At 70.3% G+C, this 20,270-nt stretch carries 18 protein-coding genes and 2 riboswitches; of the genes, 11 read left to right on the plus strand and 7 right to left on the minus strand.

Going from position 1 to position 20,270, the window contains the following annotated elements; translation table 11 throughout:
• Nucleotides 1-6 precede the first annotated feature (6 nt).
• On the plus strand, nucleotides 7-621 hold the full coding sequence (locus IE258_RS37600; RefSeq protein WP_159329498.1) for an ADP-ribosyltransferase: 615 nt from the start codon (nucleotides 7-9) through the stop codon (nucleotides 619-621).
• 97 nt (nucleotides 622-718) lie between these two features.
• Here the strand turns inward: IE258_RS37600 and IE258_RS37605 are convergent, their stop codons facing one another.
• A complete protein-coding gene (locus IE258_RS37605) occupies nucleotides 719-1,360 on the minus strand; it encodes a GNAT family N-acetyltransferase (RefSeq protein WP_189750290.1) in 642 nt (213 codons plus the stop codon).
• A 48-nt stretch (nucleotides 1,361-1,408) separates the two neighbouring features.
• On the opposite strand from IE258_RS37605, the gene IE258_RS37610 reads away from it, so the two are divergent.
• The 3 genes from IE258_RS37610 to IE258_RS37620 are packed head-to-tail and all read left to right on the plus strand — an operon-like array spanning nucleotide 1,409 to nucleotide 3,399.
• Nucleotides 1,409-2,323, plus strand: a complete 915-nt coding sequence (locus tag IE258_RS37610; RefSeq protein WP_189750291.1) for a helix-turn-helix domain-containing protein — start codon at nucleotides 1,409-1,411, stop codon at nucleotides 2,321-2,323.
• A gap of 48 nt (nucleotides 2,324-2,371) precedes the next feature.
• Nucleotides 2,372-2,584: an EF-hand domain-containing protein gene (locus tag IE258_RS37615; RefSeq protein WP_003973534.1), complete on the plus strand. Its 213-nt coding sequence runs from the start codon at nucleotides 2,372-2,374 to the stop codon at nucleotides 2,582-2,584.
• Nucleotides 2,563-3,399, plus strand: a complete 837-nt coding sequence (locus tag IE258_RS37620) for an NADPH-dependent F420 reductase (protein ID WP_268256366.1) — start codon at nucleotides 2,563-2,565, stop codon at nucleotides 3,397-3,399. The genes IE258_RS37615 and IE258_RS37620 overlap by 22 nt, the downstream gene beginning before the upstream one ends.
• Before the next feature lie 8 nt (nucleotides 3,400-3,407).
• On the opposite strand, the gene IE258_RS37625 is transcribed toward IE258_RS37620, so the two are convergent.
• A complete protein-coding gene (locus IE258_RS37625) occupies nucleotides 3,408-3,965 on the minus strand; it encodes a glycoside hydrolase family 25 protein (RefSeq protein ID WP_189750293.1) in 558 nt (185 codons plus the stop codon).
• Between the two features lie 179 nt (nucleotides 3,966-4,144).
• Between IE258_RS37625 and IE258_RS37630 the strand changes: the two genes are divergently transcribed.
• Nucleotides 4,145-4,879 (plus strand): D-Ala-D-Ala carboxypeptidase family metallohydrolase, encoded by a 735-nt coding sequence (locus tag IE258_RS37630; protein ID WP_189750294.1) that lies wholly within the window; start codon nucleotides 4,145-4,147, stop codon nucleotides 4,877-4,879.
• Nucleotides 4,880-4,977: 98 nt separating this feature from the next.
• On the opposite strand, the gene IE258_RS37635 is transcribed toward IE258_RS37630, so the two are convergent.
• On the minus strand, nucleotides 4,978-6,387 hold the full coding sequence (locus IE258_RS37635; RefSeq protein ID WP_189750331.1) for an MFS transporter: 1,410 nt from the start codon (nucleotides 6,385-6,387) through the stop codon (nucleotides 4,978-4,980).
• A 332-nt stretch (nucleotides 6,388-6,719) separates the two neighbouring features.
• Between IE258_RS37635 and IE258_RS37640 the strand changes: the two genes are divergently transcribed.
• A complete protein-coding gene (locus IE258_RS37640; protein ID WP_189750295.1) occupies nucleotides 6,720-7,088 on the plus strand; it encodes a CU044_2847 family protein in 369 nt (122 codons plus the stop codon).
• A 41-nt stretch (nucleotides 7,089-7,129) separates the two neighbouring features.
• Nucleotides 7,130-11,524 carry an nSTAND1 domain-containing NTPase gene (locus IE258_RS37645; protein WP_189750296.1) on the plus strand — a complete coding sequence of 1,465 codons (4,395 nt, stop codon included), beginning with the start codon at nucleotides 7,130-7,132 and terminating at the stop codon, nucleotides 11,522-11,524.
• Nucleotides 11,525-11,579: 55 nt separating this feature from the next.
• Here IE258_RS37645 and IE258_RS37650 read toward each other — a convergent pair whose 3' ends face one another.
• The 4 genes from IE258_RS37650 to gcvT form a co-directional block, all read right to left on the minus strand.
• Nucleotides 11,580-12,947 (minus strand): L-serine ammonia-lyase, encoded by a 1,368-nt coding sequence (locus IE258_RS37650; RefSeq protein WP_109036272.1) that lies wholly within the window; start codon nucleotides 12,945-12,947, stop codon nucleotides 11,580-11,582.
• Between the two features lie 99 nt (nucleotides 12,948-13,046).
• A complete protein-coding gene (gene glyA / locus IE258_RS37655) occupies nucleotides 13,047-14,309 on the minus strand; it encodes a serine hydroxymethyltransferase (RefSeq protein ID WP_189750297.1) in 1,263 nt (420 codons plus the stop codon).
• 14 nt (nucleotides 14,310-14,323) lie between these two features.
• On the minus strand, nucleotides 14,324-14,701 hold the full coding sequence (gene gcvH / locus IE258_RS37660) for a glycine cleavage system protein GcvH (RefSeq protein ID WP_102928483.1): 378 nt from the start codon (nucleotides 14,699-14,701) through the stop codon (nucleotides 14,324-14,326).
• Nucleotides 14,702-14,830: 129 nt separating this feature from the next.
• Nucleotides 14,831-15,964 (minus strand): glycine cleavage system aminomethyltransferase GcvT, encoded by a 1,134-nt coding sequence (gcvT, locus tag IE258_RS37665; RefSeq protein ID WP_189750298.1) that lies wholly within the window; start codon nucleotides 15,962-15,964, stop codon nucleotides 14,831-14,833.
• A gap of 39 nt (nucleotides 15,965-16,003) precedes the next feature.
• A riboswitch (glycine riboswitch) is annotated at nucleotides 16,004-16,119 on the minus strand.
• Nucleotides 16,120-16,213: riboswitch (glycine riboswitch) on the minus strand.
• Nucleotides 16,214-16,391: 178 nt separating this feature from the next.
• On the opposite strand from gcvT, the gene IE258_RS37670 reads away from it, so the two are divergent.
• From IE258_RS37670 to IE258_RS37685, 4 genes are all read left to right on the plus strand, one after another.
• A complete protein-coding gene (locus IE258_RS37670; RefSeq protein WP_189750299.1) occupies nucleotides 16,392-17,060 on the plus strand; it encodes an AAA family ATPase in 669 nt (222 codons plus the stop codon).
• A 78-nt stretch (nucleotides 17,061-17,138) separates the two neighbouring features.
• Nucleotides 17,139-17,906, plus strand: coding sequence for an enhanced serine sensitivity protein SseB (locus tag IE258_RS37675; protein ID WP_189750300.1), 768 nt, complete (start codon nucleotides 17,139-17,141; stop codon nucleotides 17,904-17,906).
• Nucleotides 17,907-18,074: 168 nt separating this feature from the next.
• Nucleotides 18,075-18,872, plus strand: coding sequence for an enhanced serine sensitivity protein SseB C-terminal domain-containing protein (locus tag IE258_RS37680; RefSeq protein WP_159329483.1), 798 nt, complete (start codon nucleotides 18,075-18,077; stop codon nucleotides 18,870-18,872).
• 324 nt (nucleotides 18,873-19,196) lie between these two features.
• On the plus strand, nucleotides 19,197-20,204 hold the full coding sequence (locus IE258_RS37685) for an ABC transporter permease (protein ID WP_102932669.1): 1,008 nt from the start codon (nucleotides 19,197-19,199) through the stop codon (nucleotides 20,202-20,204).
• Nucleotides 20,205-20,270: the final 66 nt, after the last annotated feature.

The following is a 20,270-nucleotide window of genomic DNA, read 5'->3' on the forward strand; positions in this document are numbered from 1 at the left end:
ATCCGCATGATCACCACTCGCCTGCGCCGACGGACCGCCGCCGCCGTCCTGTCGCTCTCCGCGGTCCTCGCCACCACCGCCGCCACCGCCCCCGGTGCCGCCACGGCCCCGCCGGCCGCCGCAGCCAAGGCCGCCCCGGCCTGCCCCCAGTTCGACGACAAGACCAAGGCCGCCGCCGACCGCGGCGTCGACATCGACCGCATCACCCCCGAACCGGTCTGGCGCACCACCTGCGGCACCCTCTACCGCAGCGACAGCCGCGGCCCGCAGGTCGTCTTCGAGGAGGGCTTCCACGCCAAGGACGTCCAGAACGGACAGTACGACGTCGAGAAGTACGTCCTGGTCAACCAGCCCTCGCCGTTCGTCTCGACGAGCTACGACCACGACCTCTACAAGACCTGGTACAAGTCCGGCTACAACTACTACATCGACGCCCCCGGCGGCATCGACGTCAACAAGACCATCGGTGACACCCACAAGTGGGCCGACCAGGTCGAGGTCGCCTTCCCCGGCGGCATCCAGCGGAAGTACATCATCGGCGTCTGCCCGGTCGACCGGCAGACCAAGACCGAGATCATGAGCGAGTGCGAGAGCAACCCGCACTACCAGCCCTGGCACTGACACCGGCCGCCCTGGCACTGACACCGGCCGCCCGGGGCGCACCCGGCCCGGCGTCCGCCCGGCCCGGGTCGCGCCCCGGCCCGGCGCACGCCCGGGCTCACCGCCGCAGGAACAACGCCTCCGAACCCACCGGCCGGTAACCCGCCGCCTGGAACGCCCGCAGACTGCGGGCGTTCCCCGCCGACACCTGAGCCCACACCGGCTCACCCCCGGCCAGCCGCCGCGCCGCCGTCACCAGCCGCCGCCCGAGCCCCCGGTGCCGGGCACCCTCCGCCACCTCCACGGCCACCTCCAGCCGCCCGCCGACCCCGCGGCCCAGCACCAGCACCCCGCCGTCCGCCGCCCACACCCGCACCCCGTCGCGCCGCCGCCGGGCCGCGACCACGCGGGGATGCCCCGGATCGGCGACCTCCGCCAGCGCGACCTCCGGGCGCCCCGGGAGCGGGTCACCCGTCAGCAGCACGTCGATCGTGTCCGTCGTACGTCCCGTGCGCTCCGCGAAGGCCGCCAGGAACCGGGAGTTCATGGTGGCGGCGAGGGGATCGCACCCCAGCGACGCCAGCGTCCCGCGCACCCACCCCTCGTCCGCCTCGTCGGTGAAGACCACCGAGTGCGCCGTGAAGGCGATGACCCCCGCGTCCCGTCCGCCGAACTGCGGCACGACGCTCGTCCCCCCGTCCGCCGGGGGGAACACCCCCCGCGCCACCGCGTCCAGAATGTCCCGCAGGCTCTCCGCCACACCGCGCTCCTTGAGTCTCCACCCACTGGAAGGCACACACTCCCAGACATGACCGACGACGGCACCGACCTCATGACCATCGGCGAACTGGCTCGCACCACCGGCCTCACGGTGCGCACCATCCGCTACTGGTCCGACGAGGGCGCCCTGCCCCCGGTCACCCGCTCCGCGGGCGGCTACCGGCTGTACGACGCCGAGTCCGTCGCCCGCCTCGAGCTGATCCGCACCCTGCGCGAACTGGGCCTCGGCCTGGACGCCGTACGTCGTGTCCTGGCCGGCGAGACCACGGTCGCGCAGGTCGCTGCGACGCACGTGAGCGCGCTGGACGCGCAGATCAGCTCCCTGAGGGTGACCCGCGCGGTGCTGTCGACCGTGGCGCGACGCGGCTCGACCGCCGAGGAGACGACACTGATGAACAAGCTGGCACGACTGTCCACCGCCGAACGTCGACGGATCATCGAGGACTTCATGGCCGAGGTCTTCGCGGGCATCGACACCGCGGACCCCGACATCCGCACCCGCCTGCGCTTCGCCGCGGCCGACCTGCCCGACGACCCCACCTCGGAGCAGGTGGACGCCTGGGTGGAGCTGGCCGAGCTGATCCAGGACCCGGAGTTCCGGGTCACGATGCGCCGGATGATCGAGTTCAACGCCGCGGACCGGGGCGCGGACGTGCCCACCAGCTCCTCGCTCTGGTTCGTGAGCCGCATGGTGCAGCTCGCGGGCGACGCGCTGCGCGAGGGGGTCGAACCGGACTCGCCGCGGGCCGCCGACATCGTGCGCGCGCTGATCGGCGACGCCGACCCGGCCGTCGTACTCGAACGCCTGACCGCGGTGGCCAACGTCCGGCTCGCCCGCTACCGGGAACTGTCGGCGATCGTGAACGGCCTGGAGCCGCCCTCCGCCCACGAGGAGCAGTTCGGGTGGGTGGTCGCCGCGCTGCGTGCTCGGACGGCCGGATAATCTGACCTGCGTCAGATGGACCCGAAGCACGGAACGAGGGGCGGACCGGTGGCCGACATCGAGGAAGCACGCAAGCAGTTCGAGCGGATCGACACGGACGGTGACGGCCTCATCACCGCGGCCGAGTTCAAGACCGCGCTCGCCCAGGGCGGCGACTGGAACGTCACCGAGTCGGTGGCCGAGGCGATCATCGCCGGCCGCGACCTCGACGGCGACAAGCAGCTGTCGTTCGACGAGTTCTGGGCCCACCTGAACAAGTAGCGACGCCGCGACGAAAGAGGCGCCCGCCGGTCACCCGGACGGGCGCCTCCGCGCGGAATAGCGCACCCCGGCCGGAGGTTGGTGCAGGTCATGGGCGCGAGCCGGCAGGCTCCGCAAGTCACGACCTCCGAAAGGCCAGGCGAGTCGGCATCATGAAGATCGGCATCATCGGCGCGGGCAACATCGGCGGCAACCTCACCCGGCGGCTCACCGCACTCGGGCACGACGTCTCCGTCGCCAACTCGCGCGGGCCCCACACGCTCACCGAGCTGGCCGAGGAGACCGGCGCCACTCCGGTGCCGGTGGAGGAGGCGGCGCGCGGCGCCGAGATCGTGGTCGTCACGGTCCCGCTGAAGCGGGTCCCGGACCTGCCGTCCGGCGTCCTGGACGGGGCGGCCGAGGGCGTCGCGGTCATCGACACCGGCAACTACTACCCGCAGCAGCGGGACGGCCGGATCGCGGGCATCGAGGACGAGGGCCTCACCGAGAGCCGCTGGACCGAAGGCCACCTCGGCCACCCGGTGATCAAGGCGTTCAACGGCACCTACGCCCAGGACATCCTCGACCGCCCCCGTCCGGCCGGCGCACCCGACCGGATGGCGCTCCCGGTGGCCGGCGACGACGAGGCGGCCAAGGCGAAGGTCCGCGCCCTGATCGACGAGCTGGGCTTCGACACCGTCGACGCAGGCGGCATCGACGACTCCTGGCGCCAGCAGCCGGACACCCCGGTCTACGGCCTGCGTGAGGGCGTCGACGGCGTCGCCAAGGCGCTGGCCGAGGCATCCCCGGAGCGGCCCGCGGCCTTCCGGGGCTGACCCTGCCCTCAGGCGCTCTGGGCCCACTCCTTGAGTGCGGCCTTGCTCGCGAAGTCCGCCACGTTGGTGTCGACCGGGTCGTCGGTGTACTGGTGGAAGCGCCATTTGGCCTGGATGCGCGGTTTGCCCGCCGAGACGTAGTCGGCGATCCAGAGGCCGTCACCGGCGTACGAGGTGGTGTCGACGTTCAGCCAGAAGTTCCGGTTGCAGTAGAGGACGATCCGGTTGTCCGGCCGCAGTGCCTTCAGCTTCTTGATGAAGCTGTCCTTCTCCGCGTTGCTCGGGTGGGTGCCCTCGCCGTTCGTCTCCCAGTCGACGGCGAGGATGTCGCCCTTGCGGTCCGGGGCCTTGGAGACGAAGTACTCGGCCTGGGCGGTGAGGTTGCCCGGCCACAGGAAGTGGTAGAAGCCGACGACGAGTCCGGCGTCGCGGGCCCGCTTCGTCTGGGCCGAGAGCTTGGGGTTGACGTACGAACGGCCCTCCGTCGCCTTCACGAAGACGAAGGAGAGGCCGTCCGTGTCGTAGCTGGAGGACTGGTAGGCGCTGACGTCGATGCCACGCAGCATGGGGCCTCCCTGAAAGGCTGTGGGGGGACGGGAGTTGGTTATTCCCCACGATGGCACGGGTGATCCGCGTCGGAGGCGGAAACGTCGACTTCCCTTCGCCCGGGCGCCATTGACGCGCGTAGCGCGGTGCCGCACGCTGGGCTCCGGTTCACGGACGACTCGACGGTCGGGAGGCCGGGATGTTCAGACGCGTGTCACGTATCCTTCTCTCATTTGTCATGCTCATGGCTGGAGCGGTGGTCGGGGTGGGCGCCACCGCCGGCGCCGCGCACGCCGACTCCTGCTACACCTGGAACCGCACCCTCTCCCAGGGATCCTCCGGCAGCGACGTGACGCAGCTGCAGATCCGTGTCGCGGGCTGGGTCACCTCCGGCGAGCGGCTCTCCTACGACGGTCAGTACGGCGCCCGGACCGCCGCCGCGGTCAAGAAGTTCCAGGCCGCCTACGGCCTGGGCGCGGACGGCGTCGCGGGCCCGGCGACCTTCAGCAAGATCTACGCGCTCCAGGACGCGGACTGCACGCCCGTCCACTTCACCTACGCGGAACTCAACAAGTGCAACTCCGACTGGTCCGGCGGCGCGGTCTCCGCCGCCACCGCCAAGTCGAACGCGCTGAAGACCATGTGGAAGCTGGAGGCGATGCGGCACGCCCTCGGCGACGTGCCGATCACGATCTCCAGCGGCTTCCGCTCCCGCGCCTGCAACAGCGCGGTCGGCGGCTCGGCCACCAGCCGCCACCTCTACGGCGACGCCGCCGACCTCACCGGCTCGCCCAGCTTCTGCCGGCTCGCCCAGCAGTCCAGGACCCACGGCTTCTCGGAGATCCTCGGCCCGGGCTACCCCGGCCACAACGACCACACCCACGTGGCCTTCGACCCGTCGCCGTACTGGTCGGCCCCCAACTGCGGCATCTGAGCCCACCGGTGACCGTGCGCCGGGCGTGCATCCGCCTCCGCCCGGCGCACGGCGCACGGCGGAGGCGGATCCAGGGCGGGCCGGGGGCGGACCCGGGGTCAGGAGGTGACCGCGGCCGCCCGGGGGCTCTCCTCGGCGGGGGCGGGCTCGCCCTCGTCCAGGGAGACGTCCTTGGTCTCCTTGCCGAGCAGCAGGGCGATCAGCGTCAGTACGGCCATCGCGGAGAGGTAGACGCCGACCAGCCACGGCGACCCGTCACCGGCCTCCCACAGCGCCACCGCTATGAACGGGGCGACGGCCGCGCCGAGGATCGAGCTGACGTTGTACGAGATGCCGGAACCGGTGTAGCGCACGCTCGTCGGGAACAGCTCCGGCAGCAGCGCGCCCATCGGGCCGAAGGTCATGCCCATCAGCGTGAAGCCGAGCACCAGCCACAGCACCACGCCGAGCGTGCCCAGGCCGATCAGCGGCACCCAGACCAGGCCGAAGACGACGATCGCGGCGGTGATCCAGACCAGGGTGGTGCGGCGCCCGTACTTGTCGGCGAGCGGACCGGAGACCAGGGTGAACACGGCGAAGAACAGCACGCCGAAGATCATCATCAGGACGAACGTGGTGTAGCTGTAGCCGAGCCCCGGCACGTCGGCGTCCTTCGCGGCACGGCCGTAGCTCAGCGAGAACGTGGTCATGAGGTAGAAGAGCACGTAGGTCGCCAGCATGATGAAGGTGCCGAGGACCAGCTGCTTCCAGTGGCCCTGGACCACGGTGGCCAGCGGGAGCTTCTGCACCTTGCCGGCCTCACGGGTCTTGGCGAACACCGCCGACTCCACGAGCCGCGAGCGCACCCACAGGCCGATCGCGACCATCACCGCGGAGAACAGGAACGGGATGCGCCAGCCCCAGCTCGCGAAGGCCTCGGACGGCTGTGTGGGGTCGGCGCCGGCGTCGGAGGGCAGCAGCGCCCCGATGATCAGGAACAGGCCGTTGCCGATGATGAAGCCGAGCGGGGCGCCCAGCTGCGGGAAGGTCCCGTACAGAGCCCGCTTGCCGCGCGGCGCGTTCTCGGTCGCGACCAGCGCGGCCCCGCTCCACTCGCCGCCGAGCGCGAAGCCCTGCGCGAGCCGCATGAGCACGAGCAGCGCGGTGGCGATCCAGCCGGCCTGCGCGTAGGTCGGCAGGGCGCCGATGAGGAAGGTGGCGATGCCCATGGTGAGCAGCGAGACGACCAGCGTCTTCTTGCGGCCGAGCCGGTCACCGAGGTGCCCGAAGAAGACGGCGCCGATCGGCCGGGCGACCATCGCGGCGCCGAAGACCGCGAACGACGACAGCAGTGCCGTGGTGGGGTCGCTGCTGGGGAAGAAGAGCTTCGGGAAGACGAGGACGGCCGCGGTCGCGTAGATGTAGAAGTCGTAGAACTCGATCGTCGTGCCCATGAGGCTGGCGACGAGGACCCGCGACCGGGGATTGACGGGTGACTGGGGTGCTGGGCCGGAGGCCGGTGCGGGCATGGCTCGGTCTTTCACGTGCGAAACATGGGCCCTGCAACGATCTCAGTCGTCTTGTTTTTCGGAAAGCGGATGTCACCATGTGAGACGCCCGCCTTCTCCCCGACCGGGGTGCCGCTCACCGGCTGCGGATTCCACTTCCGGATGCCCGGTAGTCACATGAGGTATGTGAGGCATGCGGGGTTCCGTCGTTTGAGGCACACCGGCCGCCGACGGTAACTACTGTCCCTGGCAAGGCGGTGTGCTTCACCCTGCCCGCGTCGCTCCCCTGACGTGCGGGTGCCGGCTGCGGGTGCCGCCACGATCTCCAACTCCCGAGTCAATGGAGCAGAGTCATGAGTGACCGCCCGGTCCACACGGTGGAAGTCCCTCTGGGTGACGGCAGCGACGAGTCCGTGCGTGTCCAGATCCGGGAGGTGGACGACACGCTCGTCCGCGTGGGCAGGGGAGGCCGGTCCATCGCGCGGGCCGAACGGTCACTCGGACAGATGCTGGACACTGTGCGCCCTGTGGCGGAGAGCTTCGTGGGGCGGTTCAGCGGGCTTGCGAACGCGCCCGACGAGATCACCCTCGAGTTCGGAGTGTCACTGTCGGCCGAGGCGGACGTGGTGATCGCCAGTACGGCGACTGCGGCCAATTTCTCGGTGAGCCTCACCTGGAACAGGAGCGATACGAGGGGCGTCAACCCCACGACGCCGCAGTGAAGTTGACCTAGAGGTGGCGAGGTGAGCGGGCGGAGGGCGCAGTGACGGGGGTTGAGGGACGGGATGCCGAGGAGGCGGAGCCGGCACTGGTCTCGGCCGTTGTCCGGGTCAAGGGGCCGGGTGGTGTGATCGGCGGGGCGGGCTTCCTGATCGCTCCGGACCTGGTACTGACCTGTGCGCATGTCGTGTCGGACGCGTTGGACCGGCCCCGGGAAGACGTGGTCGAGGCGGGGACCGAGGTCACGATCGACTTACCGCTGGCGGGGAACACCGACGACGTCGACGAGGGCGACCACGACGCCTTCGTCCAGCGCTGGATACCGATCAGGCCCGATCAGAGCGGAGACATCACAGTCCTCCGCCTGCGCCATCGGATTCCCGGAGCCCGCCCACTTGCCATGGCCGACCCGCGACGTGGCGTGTGGAACCACGATGCGCGCGCCGTTGGCTTCACCGACGGCGACCCGGACGGAATCTGGCAGAGCGGCAGATTCCGCGGGCCCACCCGCCGGGGCTGGATCCAGCTCTCGCGGGCCAACGGTGAGGCCGTGTACGTCAAGGGAGGCTTCAGCGGGAGCCCTGTCTGGGACAACGAGCTGGGTGCCGCCGTCGGGATGATGGTAGCGGCGCAGCCCGCGCGTGAGGCCCAGCAGGCGTTCGTCCTGCGGATGAGGACACTGCTGAAGGAGGTGCCCGAACTCGCGCCGCTCGTCAGGCCGGACACGCCTTTTCGCGGTCTGGCCACCTTCGGTGAGGAGGACGCGGACGTCTTCTTCGGCCGGGCCGACGACATCGGGCGAGTGCTCACCGCGCTGCGGGGGGACCAACCCACCGTGACGGTGTACGGGCCGTCGGGATGCGGGAAGTCATCGCTTGCGCTGGCCGGTGTGGTGCCGAGGATGCGGCAGGACGGCTACCAGGTTCTGCGGGTGAACGCCGCACACTTCTCCTCCCTGCGGGCCGCGCTCGCCACCGAACTGTTCGAGGTCATGAGGTCGAGGCAGGACGGGCTTCCGCGTGCGGACAGTGCCGACCAAGTGGAGGCGTGGCTCGCCGAGTTGGGGCTGACGGACGCCGTCCATCGAGCTCTTGGGTCGTCGGCCGACCGACTTCTCGTCGTACTCGACCAGGCCGAAGCCCTCCTGGACGGTTCCGAAGCCGTGGCCGAGGAGGTCGTCGGGCTGCTGTTTCCCGAGCGGCCTCAGAGTGTGTTGAAGGTGCTGGTCACGCTGAGGGCCGACTTCATTGAGGCGGCGCTGAACCACGCGCGCCTCGGCCCTGCGCTGAGAAGGGGTGTGACGGTCCCGCTCACCCCGATGTCACGGGAGCAGCTCGCGGAGGTCATCGCAGAGCCCGTCAAGCGCACCCCGGCTGTGGAGTACGACCCGGGCCTCGAACGACGCATCGTCGCCGACGCCGGCAGCGCACCGGGAGTTCTGCCCCTGTTGGGATTCGTGCTGGCCCAGCTGTGGGAGCACCAAGCCGCCGGACGGCTGCGGACGGCAACCTACGAGGAGAACGAAGGGGTGTCAGGGGCGCTGAGGCTCCATGCCGAGAACGCGTGGAGGGAGTGCGTCGAGAAGCGACACGAGACCGTGGAGAAGCAGCACAAGAACAGTGACAACGACCGGGACACGGACAAGGACGAGGAGACCGAGGACGAAGGCGCGGACACGAAGGAGGCGTTGCGACTACTCACCGGACTGGTCCGCGTACTGCCCGGCAGCGAGGCCCCGCTGCGCCGCATGCTCACCCGGGAGGAAGCCGGGGAGACACGGTGGCGGATCGCGAAGTCGCTCGCCGCGCGACGACTGCTCGTACTGCACGGGGAGGAGGGGGAACCGCAGAGTGCCGAACTCGCACACGAGGCGCTGATCAGCGCCTGGCCGACGCTCGCACAACAGGTGAGGGCCGACCGGGAGTTCTTGGCCGCCAGGGCGGAACTCGGGCACGACGTCGTCCGGTGGCAGAAGGCGGACAGACACCCGGACCTGCTGCCGGGCCCGATGCAGCTCTACGCGCTGCAAGGTCGGTTGCACGGCCGTGAACCGGAGCTGACCGGAGCCGAACGGGACTTCCTCGGCCTCGCGCGACGGCATCACCATGCGCGGCGAAACCGCGTCCGTGCCGCATGGACCGCCGCCGCGCTGGCGCTGGCACTGGTCGTCGGGCTGGGTACCTTCCTTCTCTACCAGTCGCGGGTCAGCGCGCAGCGAGAGGCGGAAGGACGGTCGCGTTCGCTGGCCTCCCTCGCGAACGAGTTGACCAGACGGGATCCGGGGATGGCCGCTCTGGTGGCCATCGCGGCTCATGACGTCGCACCGACCAGGGAGGCCCGCAATGCCCTGTTGCGAAGGTACGACCAGTTCAAGAGCGACTCCTGGGTACTGACCGGCACCGAGTCACCGGTGAAGGACGTGGCGATGAGTGCGGATGGTGCGGTGACCCTCGTGACGACCGAGATCGGAGGGTCGCTGAGCGGGCAGAGCAGCGCAGTGCTGTTCGTCCGTGACGCCGGAGGAAGAATTCATCGCGAACATCTCCGTCTCGCCCGGGAGGTCCTCTACCCGCTGGTCAGCAGAGACGGTCGAAGGATCGCCTATCTCTCGGCGCAGGAGGGCGGCACCCTCGTCTGGTATGACGTGCATCGCGACGCCGAGAAGGTGCTGGGCCGGGCGCACACGATCCGCGACAGCGACTTCGGCGGCATTCAGGTGAAGTCGTTCGGTCAGAACCTGGGCCTGGCGGACTTCTCCCCGGACGCCGGAGAAGTGGTCATGATGGTGGGCGAGCGGGCACGGGTCTGGAACCTGGCTGCGAAGAGGGGACGGGGGATGCCCTCAGGCGTGCCCGCGCTGGAGGCGGCCTGGTTCGGCCCGGACGGCGACACACTTGTGGTCCAGCCGCGGTACGGCGAGGAGACGGACGCGGACTCCTCGGTGATGACCGTCGACATCGAGTCCGGAAAGACGCGTGGCCTGGCGAACGGGGTACGCACGTCGGCGAGGCCGAGCCTCGCGCTGTCGGCCGACGGCGGAGTGCTGGCCTACTGCCAGAAGGGGCGAGGTGATCACGGCGCCGTCTACCGCGCGGTGCGCGTTGCGGACGGTCGCCTCCTCACCACCTACGAGCCCGACTCGACCAGCGACTACTGCAACCCGATCGCCATGGACGCCACGGGACGGCATTTCGCGGTGCAGAAGGCCGGGGCCGAGTGGGCGCTCGTTGACACGCGGCCGGGTAAGAAAGCGAAAGTGGCGGAAGGGCCTGGCGAGGCCCCCGACCTCGACGACCTGGCACTGGTCGGAGAGTCGGGGGACTTCGATCTGGTCACCTGGGACGAGACCGCCGTGACCGCTCGGCGGCTGGCTGTGGGCTCCATCGATGCCGACAGCCCTCCGGTGCTCCTCGGCAACGAGAGCAGGATGCTGCTGCGCGTGGGTGCCAACGGCGGCGGGCTGGCCCTCGTCGACATGGACATTCACGGGACTACGCACACCCTCAAGGAGGTGAAGCGGCCCCCGAGGGACAAGTCGATGGACAGCTCCCGAGAACCTCCGCGGGTCAAGGTCAACCAGTCCCGGACGCTCGCCGCTGACGTTGTCGGCCCGAACAAGGTCCGCGTCTGGGATGTTCCTTCCCTGCGGCAGGTCACGGAGGTGACGACCACCAAGCCCGAGGTCGACGCGACTGGCAGGGCAACGGAAGCGGTGGAACTCTACTTCGTCGGTGACGAGGAGCTGCTCACGGTCTTGGGCGGTCGCATCGAGTACTGGAACGCACGAACCGGCCGGCGTCTGTCGAAGCCGATTGACGTACGCGACCTGGGACTCACCGAAAAGGACCCGCCGCAGTTCTTCCTGGACCCGTATCCGAAGCCGGGATACGCACAGATCATGATCAAGGGAAGTCCGGTCGTCCATGCCGTGAACCTGCGCACGGGCAAGGAGGACAAGGCGCTCAGGCTCCGCTTCGGCCCGACGGTCGACCATGCCGTACTCGACGCAGACGGGCGGTACGCGGCCGTGCAGACCACGGGCGACATGGTGGAGGTGTGGTCGGTGCGGCCCGGGCGTCGCATGGAGCGGGTAGTGGGTCCGTACGGACCTCTCCAGGCCTACGACCGGTACCAGGCCGGGTTCCTGCAAGGGGGCCCGGAGTTCCTGTTGGCCAACGGGAACTCCGTGCGCTTCGAGAACGTGGCCGACCCCGGCGGGGGAGATTCGTACGACTTCGCGGAGGACCAGGAGTTCCTCGCCGCATCGAAGGACGGAAGGACGCTGCTCCGGCTCACCGATCGCACCGTGGTGGACCTCCTTCGTCTCGACCCCGAGCTGTGGAAGGAGCAACTGTGCGCGATCCTCGGCCGCGACCTCACCGAGGACGAGCGGCAAGGGCTTCCCACATGGCTGCCCCACGGAATCTGCCCGGCCTGAACTCGGTCTTCTCCTCGTTCGCCGGCGCAGCGCGGCCCAGGTGTGGTCGGTATCCCTAGCACTCGATGATGTTCACCGCCAGCCCGCCCCGGGCCGTCTCCTTGTACTTGACCGACATGTCGGCGCCGGTTTCCTTCATCGTCTTGATGACCTTGTCGAGGGAGACCTTGTGGGAGCCGTCGCCGCGCATCGCCATCCGGGCCGCGGTGACCGCCTTGACCGCGGCCATGCCGTTGCGCTCGATGCAGGGGATCTGGACCAGGCCGCCGACCGGGTCGCAGGTGAGGCCGAGGTTGTGCTCCATGCCGATCTCGGCGGCGTTCTCCACCTGCTCCGGGGAGCCGCCGAGCACCTCGGCGAGGGCGCCGGCCGCCATCGAGCAGGCCGAGCCGACCTCGCCCTGGCAGCCGACCTCGGCGCCGGAGATGGAGGCGTTCTCCTTGAAGAGCATGCCGATGGCGCCGGCCGCGAGGAGGAAGCGGACCACGCCGTCCTCGTCGGCGCCGGGGACGAAGTTCACGTAGTAGTGCAGGACCGCCGGGATGATTCCGGCCGCGCCGTTGGTGGGGGCGGTGACGACCCGGCCGCCGGCCGCGTTCTCCTCGTTCACGGCCATCGCGTAGAGCGTGATCCACTCCATCGCCAGGGCCTGCGGGTCGCCCTCGGAGCGCAGCTTGCGCGCGGTGTTCGCGGCGCGGCGGCGGACCTTCAGGCCGCCCGGCAGGATGCCCTCGCGGGTCATGCCGCGGTCCACGCACGCCCGCATCACGCGCCAGATCTCCAGCAGGCCCTCGCGGATCTCGTCCTCGTCGCGCCAGGCCCGCTCGTTCTCCAGCATCAGCGCGGAGATGGACAGGCCCGTCTCGCGGGCCAGGCGCAGCAGCTCGTCGCCGGTGCGGAAGGGGTACTTCAGGACGGTGTCGTCCAGGACTATGCGGTCCGCGCCCACCGCGTCCTCGTCGACGACGAAGCCGCCGCCGACCGAGTAGTAGGTCTTGGTGAGCACCTCGGCGCCCTCGGCGTCGTACGCCCACAGCGTCATGCCGTTGGCGTGGTAGGGGAGGGCCTTGCGGCGGTGCAGGACCATGTCGTCGTCGTAGGCGAAGGCGATCTCGTGCTCGCCGAGGAGGCTGATGCGGCCGGAGGACTTGATCTTCTCGACGCGGTCGTCGGCCGTCTCCACGTCCACCGTGCGCGGTGAGTCGCCCTCGAGGCCGAGCAGCACCGCCTTGGGGGTGCCGTGGCCGTGTCCGGTTGCGCCGAGCGAGCCGTACAGCTCGGCGCGGACCGAGGCGACGGAGTCCAGCAGCTCCTCGTTGCGCAGGCGGCGGGCGAACATGCGGGCCGCGCGCATCGGGCCGACCGTGTGCGAGCTCGACGGGCCGATGCCGATCGAGAACAGGTCGAAGACCGAGATGGCCACGGGGACTCCTCAGAACGGGGGTGGTGCGGAGGGGGTGCCGAGGGGTGGGCGCCCGGCCGCTTGTGGCGGATGCGGCGCCCCACCCCTCGGGTGCGGTGTCTACTTGTTCAGGCCCGGGTACAGCGGGTGCTTGTCGGCCAGGGTCTCCACCCGGGCCTTGAGGGCCTCCGCGTCGTAGGACGGCTTCAGCGCCTCGGCGATCACGTCCGCGACCTCGGCGAAGTCCTCGGCCGTGAAGCCGCGGGTCGCCAGGGCCGGCGTACCGATGCGCAGACCGGAGGTCACCATCGGCGGGCGCGGGTCGTTCGGGACGGCGTTGCGGTTGACCGTGATGCCGACCTCGTGGAGGCGGTCCTCGGCCTGCTGCCCGTCCAGCTCGGAGTCGCGCAGGTCGACCAGGACCAGGTGGACGTCCGTGCCGCCGGTCAGGACGGAGACGCCCGCGGCCTTCGCGTCGTCCCGCACCAGGCGCTCGGCCAGGATGCGGGCACCCTCCAGCGTACGGCCCTGGCGCTCCTTGAAGTCCTCGCTGGCGGCGACCTTGAAGGCGACGGCCTTGGCGGCCACCACGTGCTCCAGCGGGCCACCCTGCTGACCGGGGAAGACGGCGGAGTTGATCTTCTTGGCCAGCTCGGCCGTGGAGAGGATCACACCGCCGCGCGGTCCGCCCAGCGTCTTGTGGGTGGTGGTGGTGACGACGTGGGCGTGCGGCACCGGGTTCGGGTGCAGGCCCGCCGCGACCAGACCGGCGAAGTGCGCCATGTCGACCATCAGGTACGCGCCGACCTCGTCCGCGACCTTGCGGAACGCGGCGAAGTCCAGCTGACGCGGGTAGGCCGACCAGCCCGCCACGATCAGCTTCGGCTTGGTCTCCTTGGCCAGGCGCTCCACCTCGGCCATGTCGACCTGGCCGTCGTCGCCGACGTGGTAGGGGACGACGTTGTAGAGCTTGCCGGAGAAGTTGATCTTCATGCCGTGGGTCAGGTGCCCGCCGTGGGCGAGGTTCAGACCCATGATCGTGTCGCCGGGCTTGAGCAGCGCGAACATCGCGGCCGCGTTGGCCTGGGCGCCCGAGTGCGGCTGCACGTTGGCGTGCTCGGCGCCGAAGAGCGCCTTGACCCGGTCGATGGCGATCTGCTCGACCACGTCGACGTGCTCGCAGCCGCCGTAGTAGCGGCGGCCGGGGTAGCCCTCGGCGTACTTGTTGGTGAGGACCGAGCCCTGGGCCTCCATGACCGCGACCGGGGCGAAGTTCTCCGAGGCGATCATCTCGAGGGTGGACTGCTGGCGGTCCAGCTCGGCGTCGACGGCGGCGGCGACGTCCGGGTCCAGCTCGTGCAGGGGTGTGTTCAGAAGCGACATGCGGTCGTGACTCCTCAGGCGCCGGCGAAGGCGGTGTACTCGTCGGCGGAGAGCAGGTCGGCGGGCTCGTCCGTGACCTTCACCTTGAACAGCCAGCCGCCCTCGAAGGGGGCGCTGTTCACCAGCGACGGGTCGTTGACGACGTCCTCGTTGACCTCGGCGATCTCGCCGGAGACGGGGGAGTACAGGTCGGAGACGGACTTGGTCGACTCCAGTTCGCCGCAGGTCTCGCCCGCGGTCACCGAGTCGCCGACCTCGGGGAGCTGGACGAAGACGACGTCACCGAGCGCGTTGGCCGCGTGCTCCGTGATGCCGACCGTCGAGACGCCGTCCTCGGCGCCCGACAGCCACTCGTGCTCCTTGCTGTAGCGCAGCTGCTGGGGGTTGCTCATGGCCTGAATTCTCCTGTACGCGAGGAAGTGCCTGGTGAAGGGGGTGATGGGGAGGGGTGAGTGTAGGGGTGAGTGACACACCGGGCGGCCGCGGAGAGGCGGCGCCCCGTGTCCACTGTCTACCTCTGTCTACTTCTGACGCTTGTAGAACGGCAGCGCCACGACCTCGTACGGCTCGTGGCTGCCCCGGATGTCCACACCGACACCCTCGGTGCCAGGGGCCGCGTGCGCGGGATCGACGTACGCCATGGCGATCGGCCTGCCCAGCGTCGGGGACGGAGCACCGGAGGTGACCTCGCCGATCACCTCGCCGCCCGCGACCACCCGGTACCCGGCGCGCGGCACCCGGCGGCCCTCGGCGACCAGGCCGACCAGGACGCGGGGCGGGTTCTGCTCCGCCCGGGAAGCGGCCTCCGTCAGCGCGGCGCGCCCGACGAAGTCGCCCTCCTTCTCGAACTTCACCACCCGGCCCAGACCGGCGTCGAACGGCGTCAGCGCGGTCGACAGCTCGTTGCCGTACAGCGGCATGCCCGCCTCCAGGCGGAGCGTGTCCCGGCAGGACAGACCGCACGGGATCAGCCCCGCGCCCTCGCCCGCCTTGGTCAGCGCCTGCCACAGCTCGACGGCGTGCTCGGGCTTCACGAACAGCTCGAAGCCGTCCTCGCCGGTGTAGCCGGTGCGCGCGATCAGCGCCGGGACGCCCGCGACCGTGCCGGGCAGACCGGCGTAGTACTTCAGGCCGTCCAGGTCGGCGTCGGTGAGCGACGCGAGGATGCCCGGGGACTCGGGGCCCTGCACCGCCAGCAGCGCGTAGGCGTCGCGGTCGTCGCGCACCTCGGCGTCGAAGCCGGCCGCCCGCTCGGTCAGCGCGTCCAGCACGACCTGGGCGTTGGAGGCGTTGGCGACGACCATGTAGTGAGGAGACCCGGCCTCGGTCTCACCGAGCCGGTAGACGATCAGGTCGTCCAGGATGCCGCCGTCCTCGCGGCAGATCATGGTGTAGCGGGCCCGGCCCGGCTTCACGCTGCCGATGTTGCCGACCAGCGCGAAGTTCAGCAGCTCGGCCGCCTGCGGCCCGGTGACGGTGATCTCACCCATGTGTGAGAGGTCGAAGAGACCGGCGCGGGTGCGCACCGCGACGTGCTCCTCGCGCTCGGAGCCGTAGCGCAGGGGCATGTCCCAGCCGGCGAAGTCGGTCATCGTCGCGCCTAGCGCGCGATGCGTGGCATCGAGCGCGGTACGGCGCAGTTCGGTACTGCTCATCGGTCGGTCGTCTCCCAGGACAGGACGGGGCGAGGTCGGTCCTCCCCATCTGTCATCGGAACCTGAGAGGTTCGCCACGGCCACCGGAGTACGGCGATCAGGGCTTGCACCTTGGGTGGGACCGCCGTCGGGGGCGGTCCGCTTTTCAGATGTGCCTCGCCCGCGCGGTAACGGTGCCTGAGAGATTCAAGGGAGGGACTTGCTCCTTCGGCGCCCCGGCGCGGCCGGGGACTCTCCCGCGCGGATTCAAACGGCCGGTATGCAGTTGGCGCCGCCATCATTGCACGCCTGGCTCATCCGTGGGCAGAGCTGTTCTTGTAACCGGCTTGTGGCAGTAAGCGAACGAAAACGCGAGACCCGCGCATTACCTTCTCTTTACACTCGACGGGGAGGTACTCGTGTACCGCCCCAGGGGAGGACGATCACGGTGAACAGGACCACGGCGTACGCCACGACCTCGGGACTCGCGCTGCCCAAGCAGCCCGCCGCCCCGGCCCCCGAGGCATGCGCCCCACTGCCCGCACCCGTCGTCCGCGACCTGAGGGACCGCGACGGCCGCAGCCCGCACGCCCTGCTCTTCGGACCCCGGGACCTGGTGGTGATCACCGGCCTGCCCGGCAGCGGCAAGTCCACGCTGATGCGGCGCACCGTGCGCGGCGGTCGCATCGACTCCCAGGACACCCGCGACCGCTGGGACGAGCGCATGCCGCGCTTCCTGCCGTACGCGCTCTACCGCCCCCTCGTCCGCCTCACCCACTACGCGGGGCTGCGCCGCGCGCTGCGCACCGGCGAGGGCGTCGTCGTGCACGACTGCGGGACCCAGGCATGGGTGCGCGGCTGGCTGGCCCGCGAGGCCCGCCGCCGGGAGGGCACCCTGCACCTGCTGCTCCTCGACGTCGCTCCCGACGAGGCCCTGGCCGGCCAGCGCGAGCGCGGCCGGGGCGTCTCGCGGTACGCGTTCCTGCGGCACCGCACGGCCAACTCCCGCCTGCTGCGCGCGGTCACCGACGGCACCCTGCCCGCCGGCTGCGCCTCGGCGGTCGTCCTCGACCGGGCGGCGGCCGACACCTTGCGCCGGATCGCCTTCACGGGGTGACGCACGGTAGGGCACGGGGCCGAACGGGTTAGCCTTTCAGCCACGAACGGCGGTACCAGGCAGGCGGTAGGTAGGCAGATGGACTTCCCGGCACAGGCGCACCCCCACCCGCACGGCGGGTGGCCAGGCAACGAGCTGGAGGAGGTGCTGTCCGCCTCCCTCGGCATCCCGTCGGCCGGCGGCCGGATCGTGGAGGTCCTCGGCCGCAGCTTCCTGTGGATACCCCTTCCGAACGGCGGCGGCCCGCACAGCGGCCCCCTCGACCTGCCCTCGCTGGAGATCGACGGCCAGGCATACGTGCCGGTCTTCAGCTCCGAGGAGCAGCTGCGCCAGGTCGCGGGGGCGCACATGGCGTACACCATCGCCCCCGCCGTGGAGTTCGCCCGCGGCCTGCCCCCGCAGGTCGGCATCGTGGTGAACCCGGAGGGCGTGGTCGGCATCCCGCTGCCGCCGCCCGCCGTGGCCGAGCTGTGCCGGGCCGGACGCACCCCGCTGGACGGCCCCGCGTCCGGCGGCCGGGTCCGCCTCTTCGAGCCGGACTGGCAGGACGACCCGGTGGACTTCCTGGCCGCCGCCTCCGCCGAGTTCGCCGCCACCGGCGTCGTACGCAGCGCGCGCCGCTGCATGGCCGCCGTCGAGACCGCCGACCCGGTCATGTTCGTCGGCGTCGAACTCACCCACTGGGAGGGCGACGCCCGGGCCCTCCCCCTGGACGCCCTGGGCCGAGCCCTCACCAAGTCCCCCCTGAAGTACCAGGTCAACCTGGTGCTCCTGGAAGCAGCCCAGGACCCGGTCTGCGACTGGATGCGGGAAAGCGTCCGCCCCTTCTACAACGGTGACTTGTAAACACCGGTAAGGGGAAGTGCCGTCAGGGGCGCGGGGAACTGCGCGACAAGCCACGACGGCGCCGCACCCACAAGACGACAGCACACCCCGAGCTGGAAGGCCCCCCGCACCCGGCGGAGCCTTAAGCTGGACCCGACACCGGGGGAACTTCTCGAAGGGGCGATACACGTGAGCGCCAGCGGCACCACGACCGGACAGGTCGAGCACATGCTGCGCCAGGTGACGCCCGGGCGCTACGACGCCTACGAGGCCCTGCTGCGCGCCCTCGCCACCCCCGCCTCCGGCCAGGTCTGGATGCTGCTGTGGCACGGACAGGCCGGCTCCCCGGACGCCCAGTACGGGAACATGGAGGTCGACGGCTACGGCTACGCCCCCTGCGTGACCTCCGCCCAGGAGCTGTCCGCCAGTGGCTGGAACCGGTCGTACGAGGTGGTCGACGGCCTGGAGGTGGCCCGCGCCCTCTACCCGGACCACTACGGCCTGTGGCTCAACCCGCACGCCCCCGGCGGCGGCGTCGGCATTCCCTGGCTCGACCTGCGCCGCATCGCCTCCGGCCTGGACCGTCAGCCCGCCGGCCCCCTGCGCCTGTCCGAACCGGCCATCGAGATCCCCCAGTTCTACGCCCTGCTCGCACAGAACGCCCACCGCACCCCGGCGGTCCGCGCGCTGCGCCGCGCCTGGGTGCAGCCGGCGCTCGGGGCGCCGTACCTCGCCATCGGCCTGGACGTGTACGACACCTCCCCGCCGGCCGTCGACGCGGTGCGCGCGATGATGCAGCAGTCCGTCGGCGCGGTGCCGGACGGGCTGCCGGTGTCGACGGTGGCGATGACCGACGCCCACGATCCGGTCGCCCTGTGGCTGCGTGCCAACGCCCGTCCGTTCTACGACCGCGAGGCCCACGCGGCCGCCCCCGCCCAGGCACCGGCGGGCGGGTACGGGTACCCTCCGGCCGGCAGCCGGTACTGACGGGCGCAGGATCCGCGGCCCTCGCCGACACCGGCGGCAGAGGCGATCTTCGCGCGTAGATGACGGCGCAAAGCACCCCTTTGCCGCAGATGTCCCAACTCGCCCGCGTCCGACCCCCGTTACCCACTGTCCGGATAACGGAACACCTCAAACAGCATCACGGTTGCGCATCCATTCCCCGTCAAGTCTGGCTACAGATCGCCAAAGCGTTGAAGACTCCCGCAACAAGGGGTGGATGCTCGCCTCTTTGTACGACGGACTGATCACGCCGCTACAGCGGCAAGTGCGGGCCGGCTACCGCCGGTTGAGAGGGGTCCCTGCCAGATGACGGCACCATTGCACGAGCCGACCGCGGAAGCGGCCCCGAGTGCGGCAGAGGAAGCGGCTGTCGCCGGCGCCGAAGCCAAGTCGGTACAAGGCCGCTCCCTGGGCCGGATCGCCTGGGAGCGCCTGAAGAAGGACCGGCTCGCCCTCGCGGGCGGCATCGTGGTGCTGCTCCTCATCCTGGTCGCCGTCTTCGCGCCCCTGATCACCTCCCTGTACGGGCAGGAGCCCAACGCGTACAACGAGGACATGATCGACCCGCTCTTCGGCACCCCCACGGGCTCGCTGGGCGGCGTCAGCGGCGACCACTGGCTCGGCGTGGAGCCGGTCAACGGCCGTGACATCTTCGCCCGCATCGTCCACGGCGCCCGGATCTCGCTGCTGGTCGGCTTCCTGTCCGCCATGGTCGCCGTGGTCATCGGCACCGTCCTGGGTGTGCTCGCCGGCTTCTTCGGCGGCTGGGTCGACTCCCTCATCAGCCGGATCATGGACGGCCTGCTGGCCTTCCCGCAGCTCCTGTTCATCATCGCGCTGGTCTCCGTGATGCCGGACTCCATGCTGGGGCTGAGCGGTACGGGCGTGCGCCTGCTCATGATGATCGTGGTCATCGGCTTCTTCGGCTGGCCCTACATCGGCCGCGTGGTCCGCGGCCAGACCCTGTCCATGCGCGAACGGGAGTACGTCGAGGCGGCCAGGTCGCTGGGGGCCGGGCGGTTCTACATCCTGTTCAAGGAACTGCTGCCCAACCTGGTGGCGCCGATCATCGTCTACACCACGATGATGATCCCCACCAACATCCTCACCGAGGCGGCGCTCAGCTTCCTGGGCGTGGGCGTCAAGCCGCCCACCTCGTCCTGGGGGCAGATGCTCTCGAGCGCGATCGACTACTACAAGTCGGACCCCATGTACATGGTGGTCCCCGGTGTGGCGATCTTCATCACCGTTCTTGCCTTCAACCTCTTCGGTGACGGCGTGCGCGACGCGCTGGATCCGAAGGGCTCCCGCTGACCCTGCCGTACCGCAAAGCGACCCGTGGCACCTGCACGGGGTCTCTCATCTAATCCGGAGGATCCG

It is taken from the genome of Streptomyces tendae (assembly GCF_014650435.1).
GTDB classification, from domain to species: Bacteria; Actinomycetota; Actinomycetes; order Streptomycetales; family Streptomycetaceae; genus Streptomyces; species Streptomyces tendae.